This window comes from Psychrobacter sp. CX97 (genome assembly GCF_057396285.1).
In genome coordinates, this window is the sequence record NZ_JBXYJE010000002.1 from 185,780 (window position 1) to 198,811 (window position 13,032).

Here is a 13,032-nt window from a genome sequence, read left to right on the forward strand (position 1 = left end):
ATACACTAGGTCGTGGCCTAGTATTAAAACCACCTATTAATCAATCTTGCCCCTTAAAGCCTTTGTGCTACCTCGCTGTACTTTTTTATCTACCCGTTTACGTTTTGCATTTCTACTGGGTTTGGTAGGACGTCTGGTTTTATTGATATGGGTAGCAGTCACAATAAATTGTCTTAAGCGCTCCATGGCATCAATTTTGTTACGCTCCTGAGTACGAAACTGCTGCGCTTTGATAATGAGTACGCCATGTTTATTGATACGATTATCTTTAGTGTTTAATAGTTGCTGCTTTTGGGTATCGCTCAAGCTTGACGCATTGATATCAAAACGTAGATGAATAGCAGAAGCCACTTTATTAACATTCTGCCCGCCTGCCCCTTGAGCACGGATGGCACTAATTTCAACATCACTATCTTTGATACTTACTGTATTACTGATGAAAATCATAGAGATTATTAACTTTTTTACATTTTAAATTAAAACTGATTGTACGCTTATTACCTGATCTTCGAAACTCTGAGAAATAATTAATGTTTAGCCGGCTACTTTAAAGTAAGATTAAAGAAAAGCCATTAGATATACACTAAGATACGCACACAATAAAAAGCCCCTTATCAAAATGCTGATAAAGGGCTTTAACGTTATTGAGCGAATTTTAATGAATCTAACATTTAGATCAATAATCAGTCTTACTTAACACGCATATCGCCGGTTTCAACAAAACGTTGATGCCATGATAACGCTTCGGTTAACAAGTGCGGTGTATGCAATGAGCCTGCTTTTTCAGCGCGTGCATAGTAGTCTTGTAACATTGGGCGATAATCTGGGTGGGCGCAGTTATCTATAATGAGTTTTGCACGTTGACGTGGTGATTTACCACGCAGATCAGCAAACCCTTGCTCAGTAACCAAGAACATAACGTCATGCTCGGTATGGTCATGGTGCGATACCATTGGCACGATTGCGGAGATAGCTCCGTTTTTGGCGGTTGATGGGCTGACAAAGAATGAAAAATGCGAATTGCGAGTAAAGTCGCCTGAACCACCAATACCATTCATCATTTTGGTACCCATAATGTGAGTTGAGTTCACATTACCGTAGATATCCGCTTCTATCATTGCATTCATAGCGATAATACCAAGGCGACGAATGACCTCTGGGTGATTGGTATACTCTTGGGGGCGCAACATGATTTTTTCACGCAAAAGTTCAATATTGTCATTAAAGCGTTGCAATGCATCTGGGCTAAAGGACAAAGCCGTTGCAGAAGCTGACTTCATTTTGCCGCTTAGTACAAGATCAAGCATGCCATCTTGCAACACTTCAGTATAGCCAGCTAAATCTTCAAATGGGCTATCTTGCAGACCCATTAATACTGCATTGGCAACGTTACCAACGCCAGATTGTAGCGGTAGTAGATTTTTGGGTAGGCGACCTTGTTTGACTTCATGATCTAAGAAGTCAATGATTTGTGCCGCAATACGCTTTGAGTTTTCATCTGGATCAGCGAATTTGCTATTGCGATCAGGGGCGTCAGTAATAACAATACCAACAATTTTATCAAGGTCACATTCTAAATAAGGCGTACCAATGCGATCATCTGGCTGGACAATAGGAATTGGTTTACGATGAGGTGGTTCGCCAATGTCTGAATAGATATCGTGCATACCTTCAAGCATCATACTTTGACGCACATTGACTTCAATAATTACTTTTTTGGCCGATTTTATCCACTGATTGTTGGTGCCAATACCCATTGAGGGAACTATTTTACCTTCAGGCGTGATTGCAGTCGCTTCAATTAAGGCGATATCCATATCACCATAAAAGCCAAATCGAACTTGCTGCTCAAAATGCGATAAATGCATATCAACGTAGTGGGTGTTACCTGAGTTAATGTTATTGCGCATCACTGGATCAGATTGGAATGGCGCACGGAAAGTGACACAGTTAGCCTCGGCTAAAACACCATCACAGTCATGAGCGGTTGATGCGCCAGTTAACATGCCAATTCCGAACTCTTCGCCACGAGAGTGTGCAGCTTTAGCACGTTCAGCAATGGCATTAGGAACAAATTTTGGGTAGCCTGCACCGGTAAAGCCTGCCACACCCAAGGTCATGCCGTTTTGGACAAATTCTGCTGCTTGCTCTGCGGTCATGATCTTCGAACGCAAGCCTTCGTGTTGTACACGCTCTTCATGGTTAATTGAATTCATACAGTATTTTCCCTAGTAACTTCCATATTAAGATTTGCCTTCAACAAAATGAAGGAATGTTGAAACGAACCGTGATCAAGGTTTCAATATATTATGATGAACAATTTTCTTATAAAATACAAGCAAACTAAGCCAATTAATCACTTGTGGGGTAGTTATAAGCCATTCACTTTATAAGAATTTACTACATACCTTATTCTAAAATTTATATCTCCTTGTAAACGTTTCTTTACTCTAAAGCTGATCGGAAACTATTGTTTGAACTATTATTGCTTAAGCTATCGCCTGAATGACAGCTTAATTTGTAAGGTAGAGCGGTTTAGCCCCGATTGTAGCGCATATACTTGGTAAAGCACTGCGTTGCGAGGGCTTGGCGAGGGACGGTCTCGTTGTACAGGAACGACACTTGCCAATAGCGCTCGCCGCAGAGCAAGCCAAGATAGTAGCGGATAGCGGGATGGGCTATACATTTTAAAGTTAATTTATAGATTGCTAGGCTATGAGTGAAATTATCCCTCCAGACTGGTCAATAGTTTTAGAAGCTTAATTAAAGCCCAGCTTTCAAGCTTGCCTCAATAAACTGGTCTAAATCACCATCTAGTACTGCGCCCGTATTAAAGGTCTCAACGCCGGTACGCAAATCTTTAATGCGTGAGTCGTCGAGTACATAGGAGCGAATCTGACTACCCCAACCCACGTCGGACTTATTGTCCTCAACCGCTTGCTGTTTCTCCATACGTTTTTGCATTTCAAGCTCATACAGCTTGGCCCGCAGCATCTTCATCGCTGTGGCTTTGTTACCGTGCTGACTGCGCTCATTCTGGCAAGTCACTACAGTGTTGGTTGGCTCATGGGTTATCCTTACCGCAGAGTCGGTGGTGTTAACGTGCTGACCACCAGCCCCACTAGATCGATAGGTATCAATACGCAGATCAGCTGGGTTGATATCAATGTCAATATCATCATCAATTTCAGGCGACACAAACACTGATGCAAACGAGGTATGACGCCCATTGTTACTATCGAAAGGGGATTTTCGCACCAGACGATGCACCCCTGTCTCAGTGCGTAGCCAACCGAATGCATAATCTCCACTTACTTTAAATGAAGCGGATTTAACGCCCGCGACACTACCTGCTGACACTTCGATGATGTCTACCTTAAAGCCATGTGAGTCACACCAGCGGGTGTACATGCGCAGTAACATTTCTGCCCAATCTTGCGCCTCTGTACCGCCGCTGCCTGATTGAATATCGACATAGCAATTATTACCATCCATCTCGCCATTAAACATACGTTTGAACTCTAAGTCGTCTACCTGACTTTGTGCAGTCTCTAGTTCATGGTGTACGTCACCTAGCAAACTCTCGTCATCCGCTTCTACAGCCAACTCTAACATGGCTTTTGCATCTTCGAGCGTTGCCTCTAAGCTGGTAATGGTAGTAATTACCCCATCCAGCTGACTCTTTTCTTTACTAATTTTGGTCGCTCGCTCAGGGTCATTCCAAAGCTCTGGACTTTCCATTTCAAGGTTAACTTCTTCTAAGCGCTCAACTTTAGAGTCAAAGTCAAAGATACCCCCTTAAGTCATTTGAGCGGTTCATTAAGTCTTTAATGGTTTCTTGATACTGGTTAATTTCCATATATTTTCCAAAAGGTTAAGAGAAGGTTAAAAGGATGATTCATTAGATAGTAAAAAGCACTTAAGAAAAAACGAGCACTATGTATAACTCAACTAAACTTATCATGCCAACAGGCTAGTGCTACTAACAAGCTAACGCTAATACACTACCATTAACGAATTAACGGTAAGTCTATTAGCTATTAGCTGCTGGTTTCAATTGACCAGTCTTCCACTGCCCAACGATGCGCCAATGCATGAGCATGTAACACATCATCTGGGGTCACAGCGACTGGTCTGTCCGCCCACTCTAATAGTGGCAAGTCATTTTTTGAATCTGAATACGCATAGGTTTTACTGTAGGTAATACCCTTCTGTTGTTGGCCATCAAGCCATTTTTTAAGATGATATAATTTACCCTCTTGAAAGTTTGGCTTATCAGTTAGCTTTCCTGTATAACGATTGTCTTTTATTTCAAGCGGTGTGGCTAAAACATTGGTCTCGTGGATACCGAAATGTTCTGCTATGGCATTGACCACAAAGTTATTTGTCGCAGATATGATGACCACATCATGGCCGGCTTTAATATGCAGCTGAATAGCCTCTATGGCTTTTGGACGAATATGCGGTTCAATCTCGCATTTAATATATGCCTCACGTATCTCGCACAAACGCTCTATTGGCAAGCTGGTTAAAAACTCAGCCACAAATTCGTTATATTCAACCGCATCCAATGTGCCTTCAATATATTCTTCATAAAAGCGCTGATTAGCAGTGCGGTATTGAGCTTCATCAACCAAGCCATTTTTAACGATGTACTCGCCCCATAGATAATCACTATCGACATCTAGTAAGGTATGATCCAAATCAAATAGCGCCAGCTCTTTTTCAAAGTTTTGTTGGTGCTGGTCTGTTGACATATTATATTTACTCCACCTTAATGAGTCACGAATGATAAATTATTACAAACTAAATGATAAGCAGTTGAAACTAAAGATAAGTAATGCTAATTACTGATAACTGGGGTATGACTTTAGTGTCCATTAACAAAGCGTAAATTTAGGATGACTTAAAGTATGTACACGAATTTGCACAGTAAGTCTAAAAATAATGGTCCTGAAAAGACATCACTCAGGTAGTGCCACCTCCTCTATCCCTGTCTTAAATTGCTGGCATTTTTCGGCATAGTGCAGTGCTGACATTTTTAACATCTCGACTTGTTGCTCCGTTAAAGTTTTTACCACCTTAGCGGGTGCACCCATTACCAACGAGTTATCTGGAATTTCTTTGCCTTCAGTAACCAAAGCTTTGGCGCCAATAATACAATTCTTACCAATTTTGGCATTGTTGAGCACCACTGCGCCAATACCAATTAAACTGTTATCGCCAACTTGACAACCATGCAGCATGGCTAAATGACCAATCGTAACATAATTACCAATATTTACCTCGATACCTGCATCGGTGTGAATGACCACATTTTCCTGAGCATTACTGTAATCGCCAATATTGATACGCTCGTTATCACCACGTATCACCGCACCAAACCAAACACTGGCATGCTGACCTAAATAGACATCACCAATAACTCTTGCACTATCAGCGACCCAACCGTTAAAAGGTGTCGAAAACTGTGGGGTTTTATCCATATATTTATAAATCATCTGACCTTCCTTATGTATTACTCAGTATTGGTTAGTACATGCTTGCTTGTTAGTTAGTAAATGCTTGTTGCTAAATACCTAATTACCTAATTCTAACGACATAACACTGAAAGCGTGTTAATAAAACTCATGTAATTTATCCTATATTATGACATTAATGACTCAGTTCACTCAAAGCTAATTTATTGAGAGGTAACAGCGTGCTATTATCTGCGCATTAAATAACCATTTTAAAGCTGAGTACCTTATGCGTCATTTCTTTTTTGATATTATTTTTACCATCCTATGCTTAATAGTGGCTGCTTGGTGGGGGTTTACCCATGGCGGTATCTCAACCATGTTTTCTGCTTTAGCAATTACTGCTATTTTAGCGGTTATGGAAATCTCATTGTCATTTGACAATGCCGTTGTTAATGCCTCCATATTAAAAGGATGGAATGACTTTTGGAAAAAGATATTCTTAACCATCGGTATTCTTGTTGCGGTATTTGGTATGCGCTTAGTATTCCCCATCGTCATCGTCGCAGTGACGGCAAATCTAGGGTTTGTCGAGGTGGTGCAACTTGCGCTAAATGACCCAGCAAAATATGCCGAACACCTGAATGCTCATCATGCAGAAATCTCCGCCTTTGGCGGTATGTTCTTATTACTAGTGTTTTTAGGATTTATGTTTGGGGATAAAAAAGTGCATTGGTTTGATTGGCTCGAACGTAAGCTAACGCGGTTTAGTAAAGTAGATGCTATGAGCACCTTTGTTGCTATTTTAACCTTGATGATCTCGTTATCGTGGGTAGATGATACTAAAAAATCTGTTATTTTGATTGCAGGCATATGGGGGATTTTGGTATATCTAGGGGTTAATGTACTATCAACCATGCTAGAAGGTAGCACGGAGTCTGATGAAGAGGAAGCGCTTACTGACGCTCATGGAAACATCATTTCCAATACCGCAGGAGTATCAACCACCATATTAAAAGGAGGTATAGCAGGTTTTATCTATCTTGAAGTGTTAGATGCCTCATTTAGTTTTGACGGGGTTATTGGCGCCTTTGCTATTACCAATGATGTCATTATCATTATGCTTGGCCTAGCTATTGGCGCCATGTTTGTACGGTCAATGACCCTCTATCTCGTTGATAAAGGTACATTAAATGAGTTTATCTATTTAGAACATGGGGCTCACTATGCTATCGGTGCTTTGGCTATTATCATGCTTCTTTCGATGAAGTTTCATGTTCCCGAATTAGTCACTGGCCTAATTGGGGTAGCGTTTATTGGATTATCTTTATACAATTCTATTCAGTATCGACGCCGCTCGGCTGATAGCCAATAAAGCCATTTTTTATCAGCTATTTTGATTTGGTTGCTAGCCATTTTGTATCAGGTTTTGTATAATACGCAAAATCTGTACCTAAGCGAGTAGACATGAGACAGTTTGCAACATTCACTATTAAGTTATTCATTAGTGACTTTTGTTGTATTCTGTCCTCTTCTACTCGTTTTTTTGTGCCTAAAATTTATTAACAGTCATGTTTATAGCATCAGACATGTTTATAGAACAAAGTTATCGCATTTATAGTACAAAGTTATCGCAAAAATTTTTGCTTATTTCGAAATAGCGACTCTAAAACTGAGTTTAAAGTCGTCACAACCTTTTACAGAAGCTGATGAATGATAGAAACTGATAAATTCAATTATGATGCAGAGTTCAATTATGATGCAGAGTCGGTTGATTCAGTTTTCACACTCAACGTATCATGCTATATAAAATAGAAATAACTTATTTATGAACAAGTATAAAACCTAAATAACTTAGTAACTCAATAATTTAATAATTTAATTTATATTATTTACAAATTACAAATTGCGCGGCACGATAATTGATAATCACGAATAATGAGGGTAGGAATATGGGCGTACAGGACAGCACACATGGTCATTCGAAACCAGCTAGCAACTCGAAAAACGGCAACTCAAAAATTAGCAACTCGACAGATAATACAACGGTTACCGAAGTCGAGTCTATTCTAGCGTTAGCAGATGGCACGATTTTTCGCGGTATTTCTATCGGAGCACCTGGTTACCGCATTGGTGAAGTGGTGTTTAACACCTCAATGACTGGCTATCAGGAAATATTAACCGACCCAAGTTATGCTAAGCAAATTGTTACCCTAACCTACCCCCATATTGGCAATACTGGCACGAATACTGAAGATGCTGAATCTGGTAATATTGATTTTAGCTCCCAAAAGGGTCATCAAGTTTGGGCAGAAGGCTTAATTATTCGCGATGCCACAATGACCACCTCAAACTTCCGTAATTCAGAAAGTTTAACGGACTACCTTATTCGCCAACAAACCGTTGCCATTGCAGAAATTGATACTCGGAAGCTGACCCGTATCTTACGTGATAAAGGCGCGCAAAACGGCTGCATTATGACCGCTACTAATGGCAGCACCCTTACTGAGGATGATATTGCCAAAGCATTAGAGTTAGCGAAAGGATTTACTGGTCTTGAAGGCATGGATTTGGCGAAAGAATGCTGTCATCCCGAAGGTTTTGAGTGGACAGCAGGGACATGGGAGCTTGCAGACCGTGGTGTGCATGGCGTTACTAAAAGTGAAACTGGTGGTTATTACAAACAGTTAAACGAGCATATCGAACATAAATATAACGTAGTGGCCTATGATTTTGGCACTAAAACCAACATATTGCGTATGCTTGTGGATAGAGGCTGTAAAGTTACCGTTGTACCCGCACAAACACCCATTGCTGATGTATTAGCAATGAACCCCGACGGTATCTTCTTATCAAATGGCCCTGGCGACCCAGCAGCTTGTGGCTATGCGATAGACAATGTTCGTCATATTATCGAAGAGACCAATATTCCAACGTTTGGCATCTGCTTAGGTCACCAATTGGTTGGTCTTGCCAGCGGTGCTAAAACCATCAAAATGAAAACAGGCCACCACGGTGCAAACCATCCCGTTCAAGACTTAGAAACCAAACAAGTCATGATTACCAGTCAAAACCACGGCTTTGCGGTCGATGAAAATACGTTACCTGACAATGTAAAATCGACGCATCGTTCGTTATTTGATGGTACCAACCAAGGTATTGAGCTGACCAACAAACCCGTATTTAGCTTCCAAGGTCATCCAGAAGCCAGTCCTGGCCCACATGATGCTGCGCCTTTGTTTAAAAAGTTTGAAGGAATGATGGAAGCTGCTAAAAGCTAAGTAGTCATTTTTAAATAGCTATCCTTTATACAAAATTTAAATCGGTTATTTTAAGTCTCTATTTCGCCAATAGACGGTTTATTAGCATACAAGGCATGTGAAAAATGTTAACTTTTAGAACAGTTCTACTGGCCCTACTTTCTTTTAGCGTATTGAGTGGTTGTTCATCAGCCTTAAATACCCCGCCTAATAATACGTTAAATAATCAAAGTATTATAAAAAGCGAGAAAAGTGCGAGCACTAAGAAAGATGAATTAACTAATCTATTGGTTACTGTCTTTTCCATCGATGACTACTTAGGTATGGCTAAAAATGTCAATCAAGAAAATAACAGCTTTAGTCACTGCTTAGACTCTGAAGAAGTACATCGAAATACGTCGATTTATTTAAAAGAAAAGATTCAGAAGACTATTGCTCCGTTAACTCTTGATGAGACCAATAAGTATATCGACTTTCTTAAGTCAGATAATGGTTCGTTATTTCAAAAATTCTACCAAACACTCTATTCTTCTACTGAAGCACTTTATTCTGAAGGACAGGGCGGATTTGCAATAACAATAATGGAGTTTTATCAAGGTTTAAGCGATTATGAGATGGATATTCTTATGTCTCTTGAAGCCTTACCGAATACCGAAGTGAAAAATACATTATTTCCAATTGATGGAAATAACTTAAATTTAACAAAATCTGGCGAATTCATTGCTTACTTAAAAGAAACTGTTCAAGATACCTGCCAAAAAATTAAAATTTAATATTGCAACTAATACAGCTATAAGGTCAAATTATGCCAAAACGTACCGACATCAAAAGTATCTTAATTATCGGAGCAGGCCCAATCGTGATTGGCCAAGCGTGTGAATTCGATTACTCAGGTGCCCAAGCGTGTAAGGCACTGCGTGAGGAAGGCTACCGAGTCATTCTGGTAAACTCAAATCCAGCAACCATTATGACTGACCCAGTTATGGCTGATGCCACTTACATCGAACCCATTACTTGGCAAACGGTTGAACTCATTATCGACAAAGAACGTCCAGATGCTATCTTACCAACCATGGGTGGTCAGACCGCATTAAACTGCGCTTTAGATTTAGACAAGAACGGGGTTTTAGAAAAATATAACGTTGAGCTCATTGGTGCCACCAAAGACGCTATTGAAATGGCAGAAGACCGTGACCTATTTGACCAAGCCATGAAGCGTATTGGTCTTGAATGCCCACGTGCTGAGATTGCTGAAAGCATGGAGGAAGCCTTTGAGATTCAAGCGAAGCTTGGTTTCCCCTGTATCATTCGCCCGTCATTTACCATGGGCGGCTCAGGCGGCGGTATTGCTTATAACCGTGATGAGTTTATCGAAATTTGTGAGCGTGGTTTTGACCTCTCCCCGACCAACCAGCTTTTAATTGATGAATCACTCATTGGCTGGAAAGAATATGAGATGGAAGTGGTGCGTGACAAAAATGATAACTGTATTATTATCTGCGCTATCGAAAATATCGACCCGATGGGTGTGCATACAGGCGACTCAATCACAGTAGCCCCTGCACAAACCTTGACAGATAAAGAATATCAAATTATGCGTAACGCTTCACTGGCTGTATTACGTGAAATTGGTGTGGAAACAGGCGGTTCAAATGTGCAGTTTGGGGTTAATCCAGAAACTGGCCGGATGGTAGTGATTGAGATGAACCCGCGTGTATCTCGATCCTCTGCTCTAGCATCAAAAGCGACGGGGTTTCCTATTGCTAAGATTGCGGCAAAACTTGCGGTAGGATACACATTGGATGAACTGCAAAACGATATCACTGGAGGCAAAACCCCAGCCAGTTTCGAGCCATCAATCGACTACGTTGTCACAAAGATTCCTCGTTTTAACTTTGAGAAGTTCCCTCAAGCGGAAAATATTTTATCGACACAAATGAAATCTGTTGGCGAAGTCATGGCGATTGGTCGTAACTTCCAAGAGTCCATGCAAAAGGCATTACGTGGCTTGGAAACGGGTGCAGATGGTTTTGATGAGCAAATCGACTTTGCTGCCTTAAAAGAAGGTAAGCTTAGCGAAGATAAAGTACGCTCAGAGCTTAACAACCGCTTAACCATTCCTACACCAGAGCGTATCTTCTATCTAGCCGATGCGTTCCGCTTTGGTATGAGCGTAGATGAAGTCTTTAAACTAACCAATATTGACCCATGGTTTTTAGTACAGATTGAAGATATTGTTAAAACTGAGTCACAAGTCCACGCTCTTGGCTTTGGTGGGCTTAATGAAACAAACCTACGCAAATACAAGCGTAAAGGCTTGTCCGATTTACGCTTAGCAAAATTACTGGGTGTGTCGCAAAAACAGCTACGTAAAAAACGCTGGGATTTAGAAGTGTACCCTGTATATAAGCGTGTGGACACTTGTGCTGCCGAGTTTGCTACCTCAACAGCTTATATGTACTCCACTTATGATGAGGAGTGCGAAGCTAACCCGACTGATAACAAGAAAATTATGGTTATCGGCGGTGGACCAAACCGCATTGGTCAAGGTATAGAGTTTGATTACTGCTGTGTCCATGCGGCACTAGCCATGCGTGAAGATGGGTATGAAACCATTATGGTTAACTGTAACCCAGAAACAGTTTCAACCGACTATGACACCTCAGACCGATTATATTTTGAATCAATTACTTTAGAAGATGTGCTAGAGATTGTCCGTATTGAAAAACCAGATGGCGTTATTGTGCAGTTTGGTGGTCAAACCCCTCTAAAACTGGCACGTAGTTTAGAAGCGGCCGGCGTTAATATTATTGGCACCTCCCCTGATGCGATTGACCGTGCAGAAGACCGTGAACGTTTTCAGCATATGATTCATCAGCTTGATTTAATTCAACCCCCTAATGCGCTTGCTACCAGCTTAGAGGATGGCTTAATTAAGGCCAAAGATGTGGGCTACCCTCTTGTTGTACGTCCCTCCTATGTGTTGGGCGGCCGTGCAATGGAGATCGTTTATAACGAGGATGAACTCAAACACTATTTGCGTACTGCGGTGCAAGCCTCAAATGAAGCACCTGTTCTTCTTGACCGCTTTTTAGACGATGCGATTGAAGTGGATGTAGACTGCGTAAGCGATGGTAATGACGTGGTCATTGGCGGTATTATGCAACATATCGAACAAGCGGGGGTTCATTCTGGCGACTCAGCCTGCTCATTACCTCCTTATTCTCTGTCTCAAGAAATATGTGATGAGATGCGCCGTCAAACAGTTGCCATGGCAAAAGAGCTTGGTGTTGTCGGTTTAATGAATGTACAGTTTGCGGTTAAAGATGGCACAGTATATATCTTAGAAGTTAACCCTCGTGCTGCCCGTACCGTCCCTTTCGTATCCAAATGCATTGGTACATCGCTGGCTCAAGTTGCTGCTCGCTGTATGGCAGGTAAGTCTCTTGTTGACCAAAACTTTACCAAAGAAGTTATTCCCGCTTTCTTTGCGGTAAAAGAAGCGGTATTCCCGTTTGCAAAATTCCCAGGCGTAGACCCTATTCTTAGCCCAGAAATGAAATCAACGGGCGAAGTAATGGGTGTTGGTAAAACATTCGGCGAGGCTTTTTACAAGAGCGTGATTGGTACTAATGAGCGCTTACCTGGTCTGCCTAAAGAGGGAGAAACTAAAACTGTATTCATCTCAGTAAGGGACAGTGATAAACCTAATCTACCTGCAATTGCTCAAAAACTGATTGGATTTGGCTTTAAGCTTGTTGCGACAACTGGTACTCAGCAATTCCTCAATGAACAAGGAATTGAGTGCACCCGCATTAAAAAAGTAACCGAAGGTCGTCCCCATATTGTTGATGCCTTGAAAAATGGCGAAATTGACCTTATTATTAATACAACTGAAGGCAAGCAGGCACAGGAAGACTCATTTTCTATACGCCGCAATGCGCTTCAAAGTAAAGTATTTTATGTCACGACAATTGGGGCTGCCGATGCCGTATGTAAGTCTTACACCATTGACTTACCTTTTGAAGTGTATAAACTACAAGATCTACATGAGCAAGCTGATACTATTTAACTGATACTGTTTGATCAATTAGTTCAGATAAGTTCATACCAGATTTAACAGCCATTGATTAAGTGTGCTCTAAACTGTTTTGCAATTGCTAATCGAAATGCTCGATTAGCAATTTTTGTAAGTATAAACCTGTCATCGTTAATTGATGGTTTATACGCATCTAATATTTATGCACTCAGTACCCTCTCAGAAGCAGAGGGCGCTGTGGTGTTTTTTTATCTACTATACATATTTGTTTATC

General features: G+C 41.0%; 10 protein-coding genes. 4 read left to right on the top strand and 6 right to left on the bottom strand.

The features are described from left to right. Positions 1 to 36 precede the first annotated feature (36 nt). The 6 genes from arfB to AC2SLL_RS02220 all read right to left on the bottom strand — a co-directional run bounded on the left by arfB (position 37) and on the right by AC2SLL_RS02220 (position 5,501). Positions 37 to 447 carry an alternative ribosome rescue aminoacyl-tRNA hydrolase ArfB gene (arfB, locus tag AC2SLL_RS02195; RefSeq protein ID WP_486530041.1) on the bottom strand — a complete coding sequence of 137 codons (411 nt, stop codon included), beginning with the start codon at positions 445 to 447 and terminating at the stop codon, positions 37 to 39. A gap of 242 nt (positions 448 to 689) precedes the next feature. Next, positions 690 to 2,216 (bottom strand): succinyl-CoA:acetate CoA-transferase ScpC, encoded by a 1,527-nt coding sequence (gene scpC, locus AC2SLL_RS02200; protein WP_486530042.1) that lies wholly within the window; start codon positions 2,214 to 2,216, stop codon positions 690 to 692. 278 nt (positions 2,217 to 2,494) lie between these two features. Next, a complete protein-coding gene (locus AC2SLL_RS02205) occupies positions 2,495 to 2,686 on the bottom strand; it encodes a hypothetical protein (protein WP_486530043.1) in 192 nt (63 codons plus the stop codon). Between the two features lie 77 nt (positions 2,687 to 2,763). Further along, positions 2,764 to 3,859 (bottom strand): peptide chain release factor 2 gene (prfB, locus tag AC2SLL_RS02210; RefSeq protein WP_486530044.1). Its coding sequence is split into 2 segments (ribosomal slippage): positions 2,764 to 3,786 and positions 3,788 to 3,859, totalling 1,095 coding nucleotides; the frame shifts between segments, so codons are not numbered across the junction. Positions 3,860 to 4,040: 181 nt separating this feature from the next. Next, the gene (locus AC2SLL_RS02215; RefSeq protein WP_486530045.1) at positions 4,041 to 4,757 is read right to left on the bottom strand and encodes an HAD family hydrolase; all 717 of its coding nucleotides are present in this window, start codon (positions 4,755 to 4,757) and stop codon (positions 4,041 to 4,043) included. A 207-nt stretch (positions 4,758 to 4,964) separates the two neighbouring features. Beyond that, positions 4,965 to 5,501 carry a gamma carbonic anhydrase family protein gene (locus AC2SLL_RS02220; RefSeq protein ID WP_486530046.1) on the bottom strand — a complete coding sequence of 179 codons (537 nt, stop codon included), beginning with the start codon at positions 5,499 to 5,501 and terminating at the stop codon, positions 4,965 to 4,967. Between the two features lie 247 nt (positions 5,502 to 5,748). On the opposite strand from AC2SLL_RS02220, the gene AC2SLL_RS02225 reads away from it, so the two are divergent. The 4 genes from AC2SLL_RS02225 (at position 5,749) to carB (ending at position 12,791) form a co-directional block, all read left to right on the top strand. After that, complete coding sequence (locus AC2SLL_RS02225) at positions 5,749 to 6,834, top strand: DUF475 domain-containing protein (protein WP_486530047.1); 1,086 nt, start codon at positions 5,749 to 5,751, stop codon at positions 6,832 to 6,834. A gap of 577 nt (positions 6,835 to 7,411) precedes the next feature. Then, positions 7,412 to 8,740, top strand: coding sequence for a glutamine-hydrolyzing carbamoyl-phosphate synthase small subunit (carA, locus tag AC2SLL_RS02230; RefSeq protein WP_486530048.1), 1,329 nt, complete (start codon positions 7,412 to 7,414; stop codon positions 8,738 to 8,740). Positions 8,741 to 8,844: 104 nt separating this feature from the next. Beyond that, complete coding sequence (locus AC2SLL_RS02235; RefSeq protein ID WP_486530049.1) at positions 8,845 to 9,492, top strand: hypothetical protein; 648 nt, start codon at positions 8,845 to 8,847, stop codon at positions 9,490 to 9,492. Positions 9,493 to 9,524: 32 nt separating this feature from the next. After that, complete coding sequence (carB, locus tag AC2SLL_RS02240) at positions 9,525 to 12,791, top strand: carbamoyl-phosphate synthase large subunit (RefSeq protein WP_486530050.1); 3,267 nt, start codon at positions 9,525 to 9,527, stop codon at positions 12,789 to 12,791. Positions 12,792 to 13,032: the final 241 nt, after the last annotated feature.